This is a genomic window from Metabacillus indicus (genome assembly GCF_046603695.1).
Lineage (GTDB): Bacteria > Bacillota > Bacilli > Bacillales > Bacillaceae > Bacillus_P > Bacillus_P indicus.
In genome coordinates this window covers 3,315,547-3,335,529 of the sequence record NZ_CP176757.1, presented here as the reverse complement: position 1 = coordinate 3,335,529, position 19,983 = coordinate 3,315,547, and the positions used below count along the sequence as shown (strand labels likewise).

At 44.8% G+C, this 19,983-nt stretch carries 19 protein-coding genes; 14 read left to right on the top strand and 5 right to left on the bottom strand.

The annotated features are described in order from the left end of the window. Window positions 1–85 precede the first annotated feature (85 nt). Complete coding sequence (locus ACK1LH_RS17110) at window positions 86–1,477, top strand: L-cystine transporter (protein WP_029283940.1); 1,392 nt, start codon at window positions 86–88, stop codon at window positions 1,475–1,477. A 66-nt stretch (window positions 1,478–1,543) separates the two neighbouring features. Here ACK1LH_RS17110 and ACK1LH_RS17105 read toward each other — a convergent pair whose 3' ends face one another. Together ACK1LH_RS17105 and ACK1LH_RS17100 are read right to left on the bottom strand one after the other, a co-directional pair. Beyond that, entirely contained in the window at window positions 1,544–2,008 is a 465-nt protein-coding gene (locus tag ACK1LH_RS17105) for a hypothetical protein (RefSeq protein WP_029566157.1), read from the bottom strand. Between the two features lie 13 nt (window positions 2,009–2,021). Beyond that, entirely contained in the window at window positions 2,022–2,801 is a 780-nt protein-coding gene (locus ACK1LH_RS17100) for a hypothetical protein (protein WP_029283936.1), read from the bottom strand. A gap of 152 nt (window positions 2,802–2,953) precedes the next feature. Here ACK1LH_RS17100 and ACK1LH_RS17095 point away from each other — a divergent pair, with 152 nt between their 5' ends. The 7 genes from ACK1LH_RS17095 to ACK1LH_RS17065 all read left to right on the top strand — a co-directional run bounded on the left by ACK1LH_RS17095 (window position 2,954) and on the right by ACK1LH_RS17065 (window position 10,211). Next, window positions 2,954–4,714, top strand: coding sequence for an ABC transporter ATP-binding protein (locus ACK1LH_RS17095; protein WP_411333707.1), 1,761 nt, complete (start codon window positions 2,954–2,956; stop codon window positions 4,712–4,714). Between the two features lie 145 nt (window positions 4,715–4,859). Continuing rightward, window positions 4,860–5,612 carry a DeoR/GlpR family DNA-binding transcription regulator gene (locus ACK1LH_RS17090; RefSeq protein ID WP_320155639.1) on the top strand — a complete coding sequence of 251 codons (753 nt, stop codon included), beginning with the start codon at window positions 4,860–4,862 and terminating at the stop codon, window positions 5,610–5,612. Next, window positions 5,609–6,520 carry a 1-phosphofructokinase gene (pfkB, locus tag ACK1LH_RS17085; RefSeq protein ID WP_411333704.1) on the top strand — a complete coding sequence of 304 codons (912 nt, stop codon included), beginning with the start codon at window positions 5,609–5,611 and terminating at the stop codon, window positions 6,518–6,520. Before ACK1LH_RS17090 ends, pfkB begins: the two co-directional genes overlap by 4 nt. A gap of 21 nt (window positions 6,521–6,541) precedes the next feature. Further along, complete coding sequence (locus ACK1LH_RS17080) at window positions 6,542–8,410, top strand: fructose-specific PTS transporter subunit EIIC (RefSeq protein WP_411333703.1); 1,869 nt, start codon at window positions 6,542–6,544, stop codon at window positions 8,408–8,410. Window positions 8,411–8,509: 99 nt separating this feature from the next. After that, window positions 8,510–8,812, top strand: coding sequence for a hypothetical protein (locus ACK1LH_RS17075; RefSeq protein ID WP_029283926.1), 303 nt, complete (start codon window positions 8,510–8,512; stop codon window positions 8,810–8,812). Between the two features lie 273 nt (window positions 8,813–9,085). Continuing rightward, complete coding sequence (locus tag ACK1LH_RS17070) at window positions 9,086–9,532, top strand: DUF6376 family protein (protein WP_411333702.1); 447 nt, start codon at window positions 9,086–9,088, stop codon at window positions 9,530–9,532. 64 nt (window positions 9,533–9,596) lie between these two features. Continuing rightward, the gene (locus tag ACK1LH_RS17065; RefSeq protein ID WP_029283924.1) at window positions 9,597–10,211 is read left to right on the top strand and encodes a serine/threonine protein kinase; all 615 of its coding nucleotides are present in this window, start codon (window positions 9,597–9,599) and stop codon (window positions 10,209–10,211) included. Between the two features lie 47 nt (window positions 10,212–10,258). On the opposite strand, the gene ACK1LH_RS17060 is transcribed toward ACK1LH_RS17065, so the two are convergent. After that, window positions 10,259–11,101: a TetR/AcrR family transcriptional regulator gene (locus ACK1LH_RS17060; RefSeq protein WP_411333701.1), complete on the bottom strand. Its 843-nt coding sequence runs from the start codon at window positions 11,099–11,101 to the stop codon at window positions 10,259–10,261. A gap of 215 nt (window positions 11,102–11,316) precedes the next feature. Here ACK1LH_RS17060 and ACK1LH_RS17055 point away from each other — a divergent pair, with 215 nt between their 5' ends. The 4 genes from ACK1LH_RS17055 (at window position 11,317) to ACK1LH_RS17040 (ending at window position 16,841) form a co-directional block, all read left to right on the top strand. After that, window positions 11,317–14,529 carry an efflux RND transporter permease subunit gene (locus tag ACK1LH_RS17055; RefSeq protein WP_411333700.1) on the top strand — a complete coding sequence of 1,071 codons (3,213 nt, stop codon included), beginning with the start codon at window positions 11,317–11,319 and terminating at the stop codon, window positions 14,527–14,529. 175 nt (window positions 14,530–14,704) lie between these two features. Continuing rightward, a complete protein-coding gene (locus ACK1LH_RS17050; protein ID WP_029283921.1) occupies window positions 14,705–15,391 on the top strand; it encodes an MgtC/SapB family protein in 687 nt (228 codons plus the stop codon). A gap of 75 nt (window positions 15,392–15,466) precedes the next feature. Then, a complete protein-coding gene (locus ACK1LH_RS17045; RefSeq protein ID WP_411333699.1) occupies window positions 15,467–16,453 on the top strand; it encodes a Gfo/Idh/MocA family protein in 987 nt (328 codons plus the stop codon). A gap of 22 nt (window positions 16,454–16,475) precedes the next feature. After that, window positions 16,476–16,841 carry a winged helix-turn-helix transcriptional regulator gene (locus ACK1LH_RS17040; RefSeq protein WP_029283919.1) on the top strand — a complete coding sequence of 122 codons (366 nt, stop codon included), beginning with the start codon at window positions 16,476–16,478 and terminating at the stop codon, window positions 16,839–16,841. A 76-nt stretch (window positions 16,842–16,917) separates the two neighbouring features. Here the strand turns inward: ACK1LH_RS17040 and ACK1LH_RS17035 are convergent, their stop codons facing one another. Together ACK1LH_RS17035 and ACK1LH_RS17030 are read right to left on the bottom strand one after the other, a co-directional pair. Further along, complete coding sequence (locus tag ACK1LH_RS17035) at window positions 16,918–17,808, bottom strand: exonuclease domain-containing protein (RefSeq protein ID WP_411333697.1); 891 nt, start codon at window positions 17,806–17,808, stop codon at window positions 16,918–16,920. Between the two features lie 106 nt (window positions 17,809–17,914). Further along, entirely contained in the window at window positions 17,915–18,742 is an 828-nt protein-coding gene (locus tag ACK1LH_RS17030; protein WP_411333695.1) for an STAS domain-containing protein, read from the bottom strand. Window positions 18,743–18,939: 197 nt separating this feature from the next. On the opposite strand from ACK1LH_RS17030, the gene ACK1LH_RS17025 reads away from it, so the two are divergent. Then, the gene (locus ACK1LH_RS17025; RefSeq protein ID WP_029283916.1) at window positions 18,940–19,437 is read left to right on the top strand and encodes a CBO0543 family protein; all 498 of its coding nucleotides are present in this window, start codon (window positions 18,940–18,942) and stop codon (window positions 19,435–19,437) included. Continuing rightward, window positions 19,430–19,900, top strand: coding sequence for a CBO0543 family protein (locus tag ACK1LH_RS17020; RefSeq protein ID WP_029283915.1), 471 nt, complete (start codon window positions 19,430–19,432; stop codon window positions 19,898–19,900). Before ACK1LH_RS17025 ends, ACK1LH_RS17020 begins: the two co-directional genes overlap by 8 nt. The last annotated feature ends 83 nt before the right edge of the window (window positions 19,901–19,983 follow it).

Sequence of the window (19,983 nt, the reverse complement as noted above, 5' to 3'; positions counted from 1 at the left end):
GCCGCCGGTAATTCCTACTTGACTGATTGGTTTAATTGCTTTATATTTTTCTAATACTTAAGGAAAAAGTTAGGGGGGAAATGCTATGTCAGCATTTTTGTTAATTGTGAATATTGCCGTTCTTCTTGGACTCATATTCTTGCTTTTTTATATGCAAAAGAAACACGTTTCGTTTTCAAAAAGGGTGTTTGCAGCCCTTGGTCTCGGGATTGTGCTGGGCTTTGCCCTTCAATTTATTTACGGGCCGGAAAACGAGGTTCTTCTTGAATCAATCGGCTGGTACAGCATCGTGGGGAGCGGTTATGTCAAGCTGCTTCAAATGATTGTGATGCCTCTTGTCTTCATCTCAATCCTCAGTGCGTTTACGAAACTGAAGCTTTCGGGAAATATCGGAAAAATCAGCATCCTGATTTTGGGGATTCTCGTTGGAACAACAGCCATTTCCGCCGCAATCGGCATTGGAACGTCGCTTGGATTTAATTTAGAAGCAGTTCAAATTGAGCAGGGAGAGGCTGAGACAGCCAGAGGGGAAGCCCTTGACGCTACATATACGGAAATTCAGGATCAGACCTTCCCGCAGAAGGTTCTTGAACTTCTTCCGGGCAATCCGTTCCTTGATTTCACAGGTGCCCGTCCGACTTCAACCATTGCAGTTGTGATCTTTGCAGCCATTCTTGGTCTTGCGTTTCTTGGAGTAAAACGCAAAGAGCCTCAGCATGCAGAGCTGTTTGCTAAAATTGTGGATGCTTTTTATGCCGTCATTATGCGCGTCGTTACATTGATTCTGCGTCTGACTCCATATGGCGTGCTTGCAATTATGACAAAAACAGTTGCTTCAAGTGACCTCGATTCCATCTTGAAGCTAGGGAAATTTGTCATCGCTTCATATGTCGCACTTCTCGTCATGTTTATTATTCACTTGCTGCTGCTTACACTTGCAGGGTTAAACCCGGTTACGTATGTAAGAAAAGTATTTCCTGTCCTTACCTTTGCGTTTACTTCACGTACAAGTGCAGGTACGCTGCCGCTTAATATCAGCACACAGACGAAAAAGCTTGGTGTGCCTGAAGGTATTGCAAACTTTGCAGGTTCATTTGGTCTTACAATCGGGCAAAATGGATGTGCCGGCATTTATCCGGCCATGCTGGCGGTTATGATTGCGCCGACAGTGGGGATTGATCCGCTCAGCCCGTCATTTATTTTCACCCTTATTGCAGTTGTGGCCATCAGTTCATTCGGTGTTGCAGGTGTTGGGGGAGGGGCTACATTTGCGGCCATTCTCGTTCTTTCAACCATGAATATGCCGATTGCTTTAGCAGGGCTTTTAATTTCAGTTGAACCGTTGATTGACATGGGCCGTACAGCGCTGAATGTCAGCGGAAGCATGACAGCCGGGGTGCTTACCGGAAAAGCGACAAATGAACTTGATACGGATGTATATAACGGCGATTCTTCTCAAGTTGAACTTGAAGCCTGATGCAAAAGCCGTATGAACCAATTAGAACACACAGAAAGGCAGCCGGATTTATTGCGGCTGCCTGTTTTATTTTATATAGCCAATTCCCAGTGCATAGTGTTCCTTCAATATTTTTTCCACGCGTGAAAACACTTCCTCACGGCATTCAATAACCAGGACGACTTCGGTTTTTTTTGCGCTCCCGCCAATTTTAAGTTTTCTTTTTTTTATGACCGTATAGTAGAACAAATTGATGGCAAACCCCAACAGCAGCCCGCTGCCTGCCCCGATCAGTCCCCAGTAAACAGGTCCCCATTCAAGCTTAAACCCGATGCTGACGCCAATGACGGCAAATGCAGTAGCAAGGGCTGCACCTGTATCAAAAAGACTGATGCCATCCGAATGATGGATAGAATCCATCAATTTGACGGAATCGTCATTCGATTTTAAAGGCACAGCAAGGATTCTGTCTTTATGTATACCTTCTTGCTCGATTTTGGAAATCGCAAGCTCCAGATATGTGCAGTGATCAAACGCAGCAAATACTTGCAATGGAAATCACCCCTCAAACTCTGTCAGGAAAGCTGACCCGGTATTTCTGATAATTAGTCATCAAAAAATTTCTTTGTTCATCTATAAACAGCTTGTTGTTCTCGACTGTATTGATGTATGAGTCATAAACAGCGAATCCGTATACGGAGGGAACAAACATCAGCCATGATGGATTCAGAATGTTTGTTGCCTGCTCAATTTCTCCCAAAAACAGAAAATGAACAGCGAGAAGACACTTGGAATAATAAACGAAAACAACCGTCCAGATCAGGGCGAAAAATCCGGTAATAAGGCGGTGTATATACAGCTGCCCGGTCCCAGGCATGAGAAAGGACCAGACGACAGCCATTCGGGGATTGCGCTTGTCTAAATAGTTGATTTCCATGGCTCCGATTGTAAAGGTGTTAAAGGGTGCGTTTTCACGTTCGGCGAGCAGATAGACCCGGTTGGAATCGACTGTTGTGCGGTAGCTGTCCCAGATGGCAAATATGTAGACGGGAATATATAAGAGGGTCCACCGGTAATCAAGGGCTTCGCGCGCTTTATCAATTTCTCCGCAGAACGAATAAACCATCGCGATGTTCAAATGAGACTGCATATTAATAAAGACTTCCCATACGAAAAGGAGCAGCCCCCTGAAGTATTTGGACAGAAGGAGATGGCCGAATCCGGGAAAAGCCGCGGACCACCATGCAATAATGTATGGGTTTCTTAAGTGGAATTGAGTTGTCCCAAACATGCTCAAATGAGCTTTATACCGCCTGTGCTGATTGGATCCAGTGAAATTTTCCATCTTCTACGCTGCTTTCTTGGTTAGTTATACTTGAGTACTATCATTTCCTTAATTATGGAATACATGCAGGAAGGCAGAAGGGCTTGTATTTATTCTTTTCTGGAGATATCTGTATAATAGATGGTGAGTATGCATGATGGGGGAAGAAAACAATGAAAGAACAAAGATACGGTGACAGACTGCTGCTTTTTTATGAACTGATACGCGACACAAAACCGTCGAAAGCGAGAATGGCTGCTGCAGGCATTCTAAGCGTTATTTCCACGCTTGCCGGTCTTGTTATTCCGCTTTTTACAAAAAATCTGATTGACGACTTCAGTTTTGAGAGCATTGGAGCCTTCCATATTTTGCTCTTGTTATCAGCCTTTGTCGCACAGGCGATTACGAGCGGCATTTCCATATATCTTTTGAATTATGTCGGACAGCATGTGGTTGCAAGGCTTAGAGAACGTTTATGGAAGAAGCATATTCATCTTCCGGTTTCATTTTACGATCAGCATAAGACAGGTGAAATGATCAGCCGGATGACAAATGATACAGCCATTTTAAAAGGGCTGATCACAGATCACATCACCAATTTCTTTACAGGCATCATCGCCATAATCGGCTCGTTCGGCATTCTGCTTTACCTTGACTGGCAGATGACGCTGATTATGCTTGCCCTGATTCCTCTCTCAATCTTGATTCTGCTTCCGCTTGGAAGAAAAATGTACAAGGTTTCAAAAGGGCTTCAGGATGAAACAGCACGGTTTACTTCTCTGTTAAGTGAAGTGCTGTCCCATGTGCGCCTCGTGAAATCATCGAACGCTGAAACGAAAGAATATGAATCAGGTAAAGAGGGAGCTTTCCGCCTGTTTACCTTCGGCCTCTCAGAAGCAAAAATTCATGCACTGATTGGACCGCTGATTTCGTTTGTCATTATGTCGCTGTTAGTCATTATCCTTGGATATGGCGGACTCAGAGTGCAGTCCGGCGCCATCTCATCCGGAGATCTGGTCGCGTTCATTCTCTACTTGTTTCAGATTGTCATCCCGATGACACAGTTTACGGCATTTTTTACTCAGCTTCAAAAAGCAATGGGAGCCTCAGAGCGCATGATTGAGATCCTTGGGGAAGAAGAAGAAAGCTTGTCTGCAGGAAAAGAAGTAAAGAGCATTGCAAAACCGATCATCTTTCAGGAGGTTGATTTTGCTTATAAGAATGACCCGATTTTGACCAAAGTGGCGCTGGAAATTGAACCGGGAAAAACGACGGCTATTGTAGGTCCGAGCGGAAGCGGAAAAACGACGTTATTTTCATTGATGGAACGCTACTACAAGCCAACCGGCGGAGCAATCATCCTGGGAGAAAATCGAATTGAAGAGTTTTCCCTTCAGTCATGGAGAGAGCAAATCGGGTATGTTCCGCAGGAAAGTCCCATTACGTCAGGGACGGTCAAAGAAAACATTTGCTACGGATTAACCCGTGAGCCGAAAGACGAGGAAATCATCCGGGCTGCTGAAATGGCGTATGCCCACCAGTTTATTGAAGAATTTCCCGAAGGTTATCATACACAGGTCGGAGAGAGAGGCGTCAAGCTCTCCGGCGGACAGCGGCAGCGGATCGGAATTGCAAGAGCACTGTTGCGCGATCCGAAGCTCCTGCTCCTTGACGAAGCAACATCAAGCCTTGACAGCCACTCAGAAATCATCGTTCAAAAAGCACTGGGCAATTTGATGATGGGCAGAACAACGCTTGTTATTGCCCACAGACTGTCAACGGTTATTGATGCTGATAAAATCATCTTTTTGGACAAAGGAAAAGTGACCGGTTCGGGAACACATGAACAATTGCTCGAATCGCATGCGATGTACAGAGAGTTTGCCGTTCAGCAGCTGAAGCTTCAGAATATAGGATTAAATGGAACTGTCTGAGAGATCGGACAGTTTTTTTGATTGGTTTTGACCGTATTTAAAAATATAATGAACATTTCTGGTTGTTTTTGAATGTTTTTGATTGATTTTTGAAAGGGCTTACGTTACTATTAGGTCATAAAGTTGAAACAGATGGAGGGGCGCTATGATTACACAAGAACGGCACCGCTTGATCCTGTCGGTTTTGCAGGAAAAGCAAGTAGCGACTATACAGGAGCTGGTAGATGCAACAGATTCTTCAGAATCAACCATCAGACGAGATTTAAGCCAGCTTCAGAAAGAAAAAAAGCTTAAGCGTGTTCATGGGGGAGCATCTCTTCTCCATCAAAAGGGCGAAGAACTCAGTGTAAGCGAAAAAGCCCTTAGACATTCGGAAGAAAAAGAGCGGATTGCCAAAGCAGCCGCGGCGATTGTGAAGAACGGCGACAGTATTTATATAGACGCGGGAACGACGACAATGCAGATGATTCCCTACTTGAAGGATAAAGAGATAACGGTTGTGACAAATGGCGTTTCCCATCTCGAACCGCTCCTTGAACAGGGCATTCCGACTTTCCTGACAGGAGGAATGGTTAAGCCTAAGACAAGGGCATTAATTGGCAGTGAAGCTCAGAAAGGGTTAAGTTCGTACCGTTTTGATAAGTGCTTCATGGGTGTGAACGGCATTCATCCGGAAGCGGGATTTACGACTCCAGACCCGGAAGAAGCGGCAATGAAGAGGCTTGCTGTTTCTCTGTCTCAGGAGGCATATGTCCTTGCAGATGAGTCGAAGTTCAATGAATGGTCTTTTGCAAAAATTGCAGACCTCAGTGAGGCTGTTATTCTCACAAATGAACTTGAAGAAGATGCAGCTTATGAATATATGGAAAAAACAGTGATAAAGGTTGTGGCACCATGATATATACATGTACGCTGAATCCCTCCATCGATTACGTGATAGGGGTCGATGATTTTAAGGAAGGTCAAATTAACCGCACGAAAAACGAGAATATGTTTCCGGGCGGAAAAGGCATCAACGTATCAAGGATGCTAAAGCGCCAGGGTGCAGACAGCACGGCCATCGGTTTTACCGCAGGATTTACCGGCGATTTTATCGAGAACTTCCTGGCTGAAGAAAAAATCACAAGTGATTTTATCCGTGCAGATGGATATTCAAGAATAAATATTAAACTCAAATCCAGTGCTGAAACGGAAATAAACGGGCAGGGGCCGGAAATCGCAGAAACCCAAAAGCTGCAGCTGCTGAAGAAAATATCTGCCTTGCAGGAGGGCGATATTCTTGTCCTTGCAGGCAGCATCCCAAAAAGTCTTGGAGAAGATTTTTACAGAGAGGCAGCCCGAATTGCCCGGGATGCCGGTGCAAAAACGGTGATAGATGCCTTTGGCAATGCATTAAAGAACACGTTCAGCATGAAACCGTTTCTGATCAAGCCGAATCATCATGAGCTTGGAGAATTGTTCGGGACAGACATACACAGTGCGGAAGAGGCTGTGAAATACGGTCGCATGCTTCTTGAAGAGGGTGTACAGAATGTCATTGTTTCCATGGCGGGAGACGGTGCTGTATTTATCAATCAGGAATCGGCGTTCATTGCTAATGTTCCAGCTGGAGAGATCAGGAATTCAGTAGGAGCCGGCGACTCTGTTGTAGCTGGATTCCTTGCAGGATATACGATGCACGGTGATTTGAAAAAAGCATTCAGGCAGGGAGTTGCAGCCGGCAGTGCTACTGCCTTTTCAGAGGATTTGGCAAAAGAGGAGCTTGTCCGGCAATTAATAGAAAAGATAACAGTCAGAGAGATATAAAGAGGGAAAGGGGAAGAAACAATGAAAATTACAGATTTATTGACACGGGATACAATCATTCTGGATTTGCGCGCCGGCACAAAACCGGCAGTGATAGATGAATTAATTGAGATTCTTCACAACTCTGGAAAACTTAAAGATAAAGAAGGGTATAAAAAAGCCATTCTGGCCAGAGAGGAACAAAGTACAACAGGAATCGGCGAAGGAATTGCCATTCCACACGCGAAGACGAATGCAGTGGCAGAACCGGCTATCGCCTTTGGCCGTTCCAGGCAGGGAGCAGACTATGAATCTCTCGACGGTCAGCCTGCCCATTTGTTCTTTATGATTGCTGCTTCTGAGGGCGCAAATAACGAGCATTTGCAAACGCTTTCCAGACTGTCCGGCTTTCTGATGGATCCTGCTTTTAAGAAGAAGCTTGAAGATGCCGAAACAGAAGAGGAAATCTTGAACGCAATCAATGAAAAAGAAAAGGAAATGGAAGAGGAGGAAGCTTCAGAACCGGCTGCTTCAGGAAAAATGATTCTTGCCGTAACTGCCTGTCCGACAGGAATTGCCCACACGTACATGGCAGCTGATGCCCTCAAGGCGAAAGCAAAAGAAATGAATGTTCCCATCAAAGTGGAAACAAACGGTTCAGGCGGCATAAAAAATGCGCTGACAGAGGAAGAGATCGCAGAAGCTGCTGCCATTATTGTCGCTGCCGACAAACAGGTGGAGATGGACCGGTTTGCAGGCAAGCATGTGATACAGGTTCCTGTCGCACAGGGTATCCGCAAGCCGCAGGAGCTCATTCAAAAAGCTCTTGACCAGGATGCTCCAATTTTCAAAGCAAGCGGAGAACCAAAAAAATCTGCAGAAGGCAAGTCCGGCAGATCCGGTTTTTACAAGCATTTAATGAGCGGTGTTTCCAACATGCTGCCGTTTGTAGTCGGAGGCGGGATTTTAATAGCCCTTTCGTTCGTTTTTGGCATCAATGCGGCTGACCCGAAAGATTCTTCCTACCATCCGATTGCAGAAGCGCTCAGCACGATTGGCGGAGGCAATGCCTTTTATCTCATGATTCCTGTTCTTGCAGGATTCATCGCGATGAGTATTGCCGACAGGCCGGGATTTGCACCTGGTATGGTCGGCGGCCTGATGGCGGCAACTGGCGGGGCAGGGTTCCTTGGAGGCCTCATTGCCGGATTTCTTGCAGGTTATCTTGTTGTCGGATTAAAAAAGGCGTTCAGCGGTCTGCCGGGTTCCCTTGAAGGAATTAAACCGGTGCTTCTGTATCCGCTGTTTGGCATCCTTTTGACCGGACTAATTATGATGTTTGTTGTTGTTGAGCCGGTCAAGGCCATTAATGACGGGCTGACTGTCTGGCTGAAAGGCATGGGAACAGGCAACCTCGTATTGCTTGGACTAATTCTTGGAGGCATGATGGCAGTTGATATGGGAGGACCGATCAACAAAGCGGCCTTCACCTTTGGAATCGCCATGATCGATGCCGGCAACTTTGCTCCCCATGCTGCTATAATGGCAGGTGGAATGGTGCCCCCGCTTGGTCTTGCCCTTTCTACGACTTTCTTTAAAAAGAAGTTTACAAAAGCTGAAAGAGAAGCCGGGAAAACAAATTATGTAATGGGAGCAACCTTTATTACAGAAGGAGCGATCCCGTTTGCAGCCTCAGATCCTGCCAGAGTCATTCCGGCAGCTGTCATTGGTTCTGCTGCTGCAGGAGCACTGACAATGATCTTCGGCATCGGACTTCGTGCCCCGCACGGAGGAGCATTTGTCATTCCGATTGTTGACGGAAATCCATTGCTTTACATCGCGGCTATTTTAACAGGATCCGTCATCACGGCAGTAATGGTTGGAGTCCTCAAGAAAGACGCAAAAGAATAATCCTGAAACTGGCGCTGAACGAACCGGCGCCAGTTTTTTACACACCGGCCCTTTTTCTGGTACAATGCATTCACCAACCATTCATGGAGGAATGCGATTATGTCTGACATTATCTATTACGATTTCTGGTATTTAAAATCAGAAGAAATCAATCTTAACGGCTCTGATACTGGAGCCATTGCGTATGAAGTGGGCATCAATGTATTTGCAGATGAAGACTTTACTCATCTTCTGGACGATGTCCGGATCTCAGGTCTCGGTAAAGAAGAGATGCTTGCATTTGATCTTCAGAATGCTGAAAAGCTGTGTTCAAAACTTGAGGAAGAAGGACTTCACAGCGTAGCAAGTGATATGAGATCTTCAGGTTTTTATTTTGTCATGGGCGAAAAAGTAACTGTGTGATTCAGAGAGACCGAAATTGACTGATTCTGGTCATTCACGGTATAATAAAAGCAACATCATATCTATTCCTTAAAGGGGAGTAGCTTTAACAGCAAAGTCGTCATTACGGGACCGTTTCCCCGGCTTTGCTGGCAGCATCCGCTGTTAGCGAGACCTTTGCCGATTTATTGGTGAAGTCTCTTTTAAAAAGACGCTCGGCCAATTCATCGGCCGCAGCGTCTTTTTGCATTTACAGATGGAATAGCAGGTGTATAAAAGGAGGGAGCGGTTTAAATGAAATGGATGATGAAACTTACGGCTGTTTTAACCGTCGTATTACTAAGCGGATGTTCTTTTCTCCAGGAGGTTAATTCAACGCTTGAGTACGCCAATGAGGCAAAAGATTACATGAACGAGGCAGCAGCTTTTGCTGAAGAGGCACCTGCGCTTGCTGAAAAAGCAGCAGGGAGCGTTCAGGCAAGAGAGGATTTGAAGCAAAGCCTCCTGGATATGAAAGAAGAAATACAAACCTTTAAAGAGATTGAGGCACCTGGTGCAGCTCAGGATGCCCACAGTCAGCTCATAAAGTACAGTGAATCACTCGAAAGTGGCATTGATTCAGCTCTGCAGCAGGTGGAGAACGGAGAATATACCCTGCAGATGCTGGAAGACTCAGAAATGATGAGAAATATAAATGAAATGAAGCAGATTCTGGATCAGATCGAGCAGCTTGGATCGTAATAGAATGGTATCCCGCAATGATCGCACTTTGTAAAAGACGTTTAAAACGAATGGAGGTTTTCCTATGACAGTCTGGAGCAAGCTCGCTGACAGCGTGAAAATCGGCGGCAGAGGAACGAGAGCAAAGCTTTTGGGCCACGACCCGTCCCTGACGTTCATTGGAGCAGGCAGGAGTGCATTCGTCTTTAAGCTCAGCGGCGAAGAAAAAGCGTTAAAAGTATTCTTTCCTGATTTTACACATATTGCACAGGAGGAAGCTGACATTTACAGGACACTACAAGGAATTAAGTACTATCCCTCCTTGTATGAAGCAGGTAAAAACTTTCTGGTCATCGATTACATTGAAGGAAGCACCCTGTTTGAATGTGTCAGCAGCGGAATCTCCATTACAGACGAACACATTGCAGAAGTGGACAGTGCCCTTTTGTCTGCAAAAATGCGAGGATTAAATCCGTCCGATATTCACCTCCGCAACATTTTCATCACGTCAGACGGCAGCATTATGATGATTGATGTTGCCAGGTTTCGCCAAAAGAAAGACTGTACACAGTGGAATGACCTGAAAACCGCTTTTCACAAATATTACAGAAAAGCATATTTCCCTAAAAAAATTCCTGCAGCTTTAATGAACGTCATTGCTGCACTTTATAAAAAGAAGCTGATTCCATTAGCTCCATAAAAAAAGAGAGATCTCAGGAAATAGAAGAGGCCTCTCTTGTTTTTTTGCTACTTAATTTGGAAATAATAAGCAATGCTCTCTTTTAATTCAGATAAAGCAGAATCCTGGCTGAAGTTTGCAAGCATCCCTTGAATAACGGCTGTTCTCGGTTCGGGTTCCTGTATTTCCGCCTCAAGAACTTCCAGTGTCACAAGCAAGTCTCCTGAAACTTTTTGTTTATAGTGGGAAATAGCATGGATCAGATCCTCTTTGCTAATACCCGAGCATGGAGAAAAAAGAGTCAGTTCATCTCCCGAAAGAATAGGCTTTTCGTCTGAACGGATCAGTCCTGAAACCATATCATCGATCCGGTTTACAAGAAAAACAGAGAGTGCTTCAAAATCTAGCTCCGCTTTATCGAAAATAATGTACTTCAAATAGGAATGGATCATCCCCTGCAGGATTGCCGTCATATCCCAGATGAATGGATTTATGGAGTCTCCGTAAATAGAAGCCAGTCCATTTTTAACAAGGAGACTTGCTTCAGCATTCATTTTCTGAATAAATGCTGCGACTGACGGATTGTTCGGCACGGCATTTTCACGCATTTGCATAATGATGAAATCTTTATGTTTATTAATTTCACTGAACTGGCAGGATAATTGCTTAATCAAGAGTGCGCGGGGTTCAAGATTTTCTTCTCGGACAGACTGCATTTTTGAATGGATGAGCTCAAAATGATACTTGAACGTCTCAAGCAAAAGAGCGTCCTTGGATTTAAAGTAAAGGTAGAAAGCCCCTTTTGAAATACCGCATTCATTGACGATATCCTGAATGGAAGTTGAGGTTACACCCTTTTTGGCAAAAAGGCTCATCGCCGCTTCAATGATCCGTTTTTCTTTTTCCTTCATTCGCTGATTCTCCTTACACGTGCATTGGCCGTCTTCTGTTCTCACCATAATGTTCCTGAAGTACAGCTGATTTATGACTGAATGTTCACATTTACATAAAATTCATACTGGAACAAGCTTATTATAATTGACTGCAAACGACTGGTCATTTATATTATTAATTATTATGACCAGTCAGTCAATAAACTTTAAAAAAATCATCTCCGGAGGATCACATGAATTCCATCATTAATTTTGTCCTGAAGAACAAATTTGCTGTATGGCTGCTGACCATTATTGTGACAGTGGCAGGACTCTACTCAGGCATAAACATGAAGCTTGAGACAATCCCGAACATTACAACTCCCATTGTAACCGTGACAACGGTTTATCCTGGAGCTACTCCTGAAGAAGTTGCTGAAAAAGTAACAGAACCGATTGAACAGGCAGTCCAGAATCTTGGCGGAGTAAACGTAGTAAGCTCCACATCCTTCCAGAACGCCTCATCCATTCAAATTGAATATGAGTTTGAAAAGGATATGGATAAAGCTGAAGAAGAAGTGAAAAGCACTGTAGCAGACTTGTCTTTTCCTGAAGGAGTCAATGAATCGGATATTTCAAGACTCAGCATTAACGCATTTCCTATTTTGGCGTTAAGCATTTCAGAGGACGGGGAGTCTCTCAGCGAGTTAACCACCCTCGTGGAGGATGACATCGTCCCTTCATTGAAGGGTCTTGACGGTGTATCTTCTGTTCAGGTATCCGGCCAGCAGGTAGAAGAAGTTCAATTCACTTTTAAAGAAGATAAACTCACAGAATACAACCTGGATCAGGAAACGGTCCAGAATATCATTAAAGGCGCAGATGTAAACTTCCCGCTCGGTCTTTATACGTTTGGCGAGAAAGAGCAGTCTGTTGTCGTTGATGGAAATATCGTCACAATAGATGATCTTAAAAACCTTGAAATTCCTGTCACGCCTAAAGGAGCAGATGCCGGCATGCAGCAGGCAGCACCTGGGGCAGGACAGAACCCTGGTGCAGGGCAGAACCCTGGTGCACAGGCACCTGCTGAAGCAGCTCCTCCTGCAGGACAGACTCAGACAGCACCCGGAGCACAGGCTCCTCAGGCTGCCGAGCTGCCGACAGTAAAACTTTCTGAGATTGCAGACATTCAATCAGTCGGGAAGGCAGAATCGATTTCCCGCACAAACGGAAAAGAAGCCATCGGTATTCAGGTTGTAAAATCTGCTGATGCAAACACAGTTGATGTAGCAAATGCTGTTAAAAAAGAACTTAAAACATACGAAAAGGAATACAAAAACCTTGATGTGCAGACGACTCTTGACCAGGCAGAGCCGATCGAGGAATCCGTAAGCACGATGCTGAGCAAAGCGGCTTTTGGAGCAATATTTGCCGTCATTATTATCCTTTTATTCCTGAGGGATATAAAATCAACGCTAATCTCGGTTGTATCCATTCCGCTTTCTTTATTGATTGCGATTCTCTTATTGAAACAAATGGACATAACATTGAACATTATGACACTTGGAGCGATGACCGTTGCCATCGGACGTGTCGTCGATGACTCGATCGTCGTCATCGAGAATATTTACCGCAGAATGTCTCTGCAGGGTGAAAAACTGAAAGGCATGGCGCTTGTAAGAGAAGCAACGAAAGAAATGTTTGTTCCGATCATGTCTTCAACGATCGTAACAATCGCGGTGTTCCTTCCGCTGGCACTTGTAAATGGAGTCATCGGAGAATTATTCCTTCCATTTGCCTTAACGATCGTCTTTGCCCTTCTTGCCTCTCTTGTTGTAGCTGTCACAATCGTGCCGATGCTTGCACACAGTTTCTTTAAGAAAGGACTGTACGGAGAGACCGCTAAAAAACATGATGAACATAAGCCGGGGAAAATGACGGCTGCCTACAGAAGTATTTTGAACTGGACCTTGAACCACAAATGGATCACATCCATTCTTGCGGTCCTGGTTCTTGTCGGAAGCTTGTTCCTGGTGCCTGTCATCGGTGTCAGCTTCCTGCCTTCTGAAGAACAGAAGCTTGTTTATGCGACGTATAAACCTGCACCTGGCGAAACAGAGGAACAGGTTGAAGATGTAGTCGCAAACGCAGAAAGCATGCTGCTTGACCGCAAAAACGTTTCGCTTGTCCAATACTCGCTTGGAAGCGAAAACCCGATGAATCCGGGAGATACGAACAGTGCGATATTCTTCATTGAATATGAAGACGACACAGAAAACTTCGAAAAAGAAAAAGAGAAAGTCATTGAAGACCTTCAGGCAGACACAGAACAAGGCGAGTGGGCTGCACAGGATTTCACTCAAAGCGCCGGAAGCAATGAAGTTCAGTTCTTCGTGTACGGCAACGAACTGAAAGACATTGAACCGACTGTCGGAGAGATTGAAAAGATCATGAAGGACAATGGCAGCTTTAAAAACGTAAGTTCAAGTCTTGCTGAAACATACGATGAGTTCACTCTTGTCGCAAACCAGGAGGAACTCGGCAAGCTTGGGCTGACTGCCGGTCAAATCGGCATGGAACTAATGCCTCAGCGCGACCGTCCGGTTCTGACTCAGGTTGAAAAAGACGGGGAAGACATCAACGTCTATCTGCAGACAGAAAAAGAAACATTCGAAGATGTAGACGACATGACGGAAAAAACCATTATGTCCCCACTGGGTCAAGAAGTGAAAATCGGAGATGTTGTCTCGGTTGAAGAGGGGAAAACCTCTGATACAGTGACACGCCGCGACGGACGAATTTACGTTCAGGTTTCCGGAGAACTGACAACAGATGATGTGGCAAAAGCATCGGGTGAAGTACAGAAGGAAGTGGATAAACTCTCCTTGCCAACAGGCGCTGATATCGACACAGGCGGGGTAACAGAAGATATTCAGGAATCCTTTACTCAGCTTGGCCTGGCGATGCTTGCAGCTGTTGCCATCGTGTATCTTGTGCTTGTCATTACGTTTGGGGGAGGACTTGCGCCGTTCGCAATCCTGTTCTCTCTTCCGTTTACAGTAATCGGAGCTCTAGTTGGACTTTGGATTGCGGGAGAAACGATCAGCATCAACTCCATGATCGGAGCTCTAATGCTGATAGGGATTGTTGTAACGAATGCAATCGTTCTGATTGACCGCGTCATTCACAAAGAACGTGAGGGACTTTCAACAAGAGAAGCGCTGCTTGAAGCAGGAACAACACGTCTGCGCCCGATTCTGATGACCGCCATCGCTACAATTGGAGCGCTCATCCCTCTTGCCATCGGCATTGAAGGCGGAAGCGGCATTATCTCAAAAGGACTTGGAGTAACGGTCATCGGCGGACTCACAAGTTCAACGCTTCTTACTCTCATCATCGTGCCGATCGTTTATGAAATCATGAGCAAATTCAAGCGTAAAAAACCAGCAATCGCTGAAGAAGAATAAGAGGTACGCAAGGCACCCTGCGATGCAGGGTGTCTTTTTGCTGTCTGTCTGTCATGAGAATATGCGGCCTTATTTGTAAAATCACATATATTCACATGCCTGCGAATGGTATAATGTTTCAAACATTAAATGAGTACACTATAAAAAAGAGAGAGGGGGAAAAGAGTTGGAGGATATCATCGTTCATCAGCATACCATTCTTAAATTGTTTTTATCTTTGCTTGTCGGAATTATCATCGGGCTTGAGCGTGAGATTAAGAAAAAGCCTCTCGGACTTAAAACGACCATTATTATCGCAGTAAGCTCGTGTCTGTTGACCGTTATTTCAATAGAGGCAGCCTATACCTTTTCAAGTGATTACAACCGGCCGATGGACCCGCTGAGACTTGCCGCTCAAATTGTATCAGGAGTAGGTTTTCTTGGTGCAGGTGCGATCCTCCGGAGAAGCAATGATGTCATCAGCGGCCTGACGACTGCAGCGATGATCTGGGGAGCTGCAGGGCTTGGAATTGCCATTGGTGCAGGTTTTTATCAGGAGGCTTTGATTGCGCTTGTTTTTATGATTGGTTCAATTGAAATCATTGCGCCGCTGGTGAAGAAGCTCGGACCCCGCACACTGCGCCTTAAAGAACTGAAAGTAAAACTGACCGTGCCGGTGAACGTAAGTATATCTGACGTGCTGAAAATTCTCCGTGATTACGATATGAAAATCAAATATGTCAAAATCAAGGATGTTGTTGACCGCGAAATGAGAACCGTTGACTTGATCCTGCTGATAAAAAATGACCGCTATACGTCTGATGTGTATGAAGATATAAAAAGAGTTGAGGGCATTGAATCTGTAGAGGTGGAATTAATTTAAGCAGGCGTCAGCGGAGACGTTTGCCCATACATATGGTAAGGTATTACAGAAATCGATTTTTGGGAGGAACTAACGTTGATACGCTTTGGAATTATCGGAACCAACTGGATTACAGACCGCCTGCTTCAGGCAGCTATGCAGGTTGAAGATTTTTCGCTGACTGCCGTCTACTCAAGATCAAGCGAAAAAGCGGAAGAATTTGCGGCAAAATATAACGTGAAAACAACATTCACAGATTTAGAAAGCATGGCAAAAAGCGATGAGATTGATGCCGTTTACATAGCAAGTCCAAATTCGCTGCATGCAGAGCAGGCCATTTTATTTATGAATCATAAAAAGCATGTTCTTTGTGAAAAGCCGCTCGCTTCCAACACGGCAGAAGTGACAAAGATGATTGAGGCAGCAAAAGAAAACCGCGTCCTGCTCATGGAAGCAATGAAATCCACCTTCCTGCCAAACTTTAAAGCCATCCAGGAAAACCTTCATAAAATCGGAACGGTAAGAAGATACACGGCAAGCTACTGCCAGTATTCTTCAAGGTATGACGCATACCGCTCGGGAACAGTTCTGAATGCATTCAAACCCGAATTCTCGAATGGTTCTCTTATGGATATTGGTATTTATGCGCTGTATCCTTCCCTTGTGCTGTTCGGTGAACCGGAGACGATTAAAGCAAGCGGGATGATGCTCGAATCCGGCGTTGACGGAGAAGGAAGCATCCTTCTTCAATACAAGGACATGGACGCTGTCATGATGTACTCGAAAATATCTGATTCCGCCCTTCCTTCAGAAATACAGGGAGAGGACGGGACGATCGTCATTGACAGAATCAGCACAATCGGGAAAGTGGAGATCCACTACCGCGACGGCAGAATCGAAGACATTACGCGTCCGCAGAAAGAAGAAACGATGTATTATGAAATGAAGGAATTTATTGATTTGATTCAAAATGACCTTTATGAATCGACGATCAACACTTATAAACATTCAATTTCCGTAATGAACGTAATGGATGAAGCAAGAAAACAAATCGGCGTCGTTTACCCGGCAGATAAAAAATAAGTGAATGCGGAGGCAGGATCAGGTGAAAGCAAAGCGGTACAACATTCCCGTAGAAGCTGCTCTTGAAGTCATTGGCGGTAAATGGAAATGTGTGATTCTCTGCCATTTAATGAGGGGGAAAAAGCGGACAGGAGAGCTGAAAAAGCTGATGACAGGCATTACCCAGAAAATGCTGACACAACAGCTCAGGGAGCTTGAAGAGGACGGGATCATAAACCGGATCATCTACAATCAGGTGCCGCCAAAAGTCGAATATGAGCTTACAGAATACGGCTGGTCAGTAACAGGCATTCTAGAATCGCTGTCTGCATGGGGTCTGCAGCATATTGAAAGAGTGTATGGTGACAAGTCGGCTGTGCTTGAAGAAAACATCCTGAACGAGCAGTAAAAAAGATCGGTGCCGATGCACCGATCTTTTTGTATCTACAGGCATGCGGCCTGTCTGTAAAAAGACTTTCGTCCAATTACCGCGCAGCCTCTTTTTTCTTAGCAGGCTCAATGGTAACCGAAATCAAGCAGTGATGCTCTCCTTTTTCATTCACCGAGAGCTCTTTTACTTCTGCCTTCATCCCCAAACCTTCACGAAGTGAGGCTTCTATTTGTCTGCTTTTTGCTGCGCCGATAAAGCCGATATAGCGGCCAGTTTCCGTGTAGACAAGATACCGGTCTTTTCCTTCCTCTTTAAGCAGAGAAAGGATGTCTTTTGCGGAAAGAGAAGGAATATAAGTCTGAGGGCTCGTCCCGTCTGCCTGTTTTTGCTTGACGCCTGAGAGCGGGCACTTGACCGTCTTGTTCACAGGCGATGCAGAGGAAAGGGCAACCTTCAAATAGGATTTCCCCTCATAATTGGAACTCATGAGCAGCTGCTTCAGCTGCCTGACATCATCAAGGGCACGGTGAGTCTGCGAAGATGCAAGCTTATGGCTGTGCAGCAGGCTGATAAGCTTCGCGCTATAGTATCCGTATGTTTTCCAAGGGATGTTGCGGGCGGAGCAGTACCACTTTTTTGAAAATAGCTCAGGGTACATTTTGACCGTAAAGCTTTTGTCGAACGAAGCATTGTGGGCAATGATAAAATCTGCTTTTTTAATGGCCGCTTTTACTTTTTCATCATCAAATGACTTGCCTTTCACGTCTTCAAACGGAATGGAATGAATGCGGAAAGCGAATGGATAATTTTTTCTGGCAGAGGCAGAGAGCGGTTCTCTTAGATAAGTGCCTTCTTCCAGTGTATCTAAGTAAAGGTCCCGCTCATCATCATAAGTGAAAAGGATATAGCCAATCTCGATTATTTCATCATTAACAGGGGACAGGCCTGTCGTTTCAGTATCAAGGATCATTCCAGTAAGAATCATTCGGTTCTCCTCCTTTCCTATTAATCTATCACTTTTCTGGAGAAGGGAACAGCGTGAAGAATCTGCTTTCGCAGAAGGAGTTATGGGGCTGCAGTTTAGAAAGGGATCATTCCTTATATAAATACTTCAGTGCATGCTTAAGCTGTCCAAATGTAGCGAGATCTCCAAAATCAATTCCAAGCTGGATAGAAGTTTGAGCGATTTCGGGACGGATGCCCGTAATGGTTACCTGAATTCCTAGCAGCTTCAGCATCTGCATCATTTTAAAAAGCTGCCCTGCAACCATCGTGTCAATGACCAAAACGCCGGAGAGGTCAATCACAATGCGGCTCAGGTTAAGCTGTTCTGCTTTTGAAATGGCACTTTCTGTAATCATTGCCGCGCGGTGCATATCAAGATCACCGACAATGGGCAAAACCCCGATTTCATCCGAGATTGGAATAACGGGCGTTGTCTGCTTGTAAATCATGGTTTTATGGGCTTCCATTCTTGCGTCTGATACTTGATGATAATAGCGGGTAAAGAGTTCAATAGCGTGATCAAACGCTGAGTGAACTTGTTTGCTGAATGATAGAAGGTCATGGATGGAAAATTCGTCTTCATGGCTTAAGATATAGGCTTCGGCAGTTTCCAGAAAAATCAGCCTGAAGCGCCTGAATTGCTGAATGGTACGGTACAGAGGAGTTTCTGAAGCGGCGCGTTTTACAGCGATTTCCTGAGCCCAGCTGCTCATACGGTCAGCTGCGGGGTTCTCAAGGAGATTGATAAGGGTATGAATGAAATGCTGATTCTGTTCGCGAAGATCTGCTGTGACTTTATCAGGTACATTAATGGAATAAACAGATACTGGTTCAATGGTTCTTGCACTGAGCCATTTGTCTGACATAGATCCAGACTGCTCTCTTAAAAACTGACACAAAGCCTTAGTCTTCATCAACTTCTCTCCCGTATCAAAAAGTAAAAGCCCTTTGTACCCTCACTTTATCATAAAAAATTCCAACATCCTATTTTATTCTCACATAATTGTCAAAAGATGAACCAATAGTAATAAAACAGAGGAAAACCAGGATCCTCCTCTAATGACAGATGGTTAAAGAGGAATGAACAAAAACAGAAATGGACAGGGCCGCTATGATACATGAGAGATGGATTATTGCCGGAGCCATTGTGCTCAGCATCCTATTAATAGGAAAGTTTGTACCGAAAGAGAGGGCAAGGGAAGCATGGGTTCCGTTTCTTTCCCTGGGCTCCATTACGTGGATTGCAGGCCTTTTTGTTGTCGAAAAGGGCTGGATCCATTACCCGGTGCAGCTTTTAAGCATCGAAAACAAAGTGAACGAATCAAGCTTTACGTTTGAGTTTTTCTTATTTCCCGTGCTGGCCATTCTTTTCAGCATCCATTATCCATCACGGAAAAGCCTGATTGTAAAATGGGTCTACGCTATTGTCTTTTCCGGGGTATTCACCGTTGCAGAAGTCATATTGGAGGCCTATACAAACTTAGTCAAATATGACGAATGGAAATGGCACTGGACTTTTTTTTCCGTCTTGCTTGTGCTGATGCTAAACCACCAGTACGTAAAATGGTTCAGAAAGGGAATGGTTTCGGGCGGTGACAGTCATGCGTGAAATCATTGTCCTTGCTGCTCTTTGGGGAGCTGCCATTCTGTATCTCCTGCTGAAGGTTCCAAAAGGCAAACGAAGAGACGCTCAAATAATCTTCCTGTTTTCACAGTCTGTAGGCTGGCTGTATGTGTACATCCAAACCCTGTCAGGCAGAATGGTTTTTCCGTTCAGGGAGTTTCCGGATGCGACAAAGATGAGCCTGACGCTCTTCTATTTATTTTATCCTGCAATTGCCGTTTGGTTTAACCTGAATTATCCGGAACAAAAAAGGCTTTCACTGAAAGCAGCATATTTCATCGCGAGCGCATTAGGCATCCAGCTCATGGCCTGGCTTCTTGCAGAGTATACAGATTTAATGGAGTACAGGAAGTATCATTGGTTTCTGACATTCTTCATTAACCTTTCCATCATCATCATTATCCGCATATTCTATATCTGGTTCCGGAAGGGTCTGATAAGGAAGTAGTGCTCTGCTCAGGCAGAGGCGGCATAGATGCGGCTTTTTCACTCAGTTTGTAACACTCCGTGAGCAATCGGAAAAATCTCCAT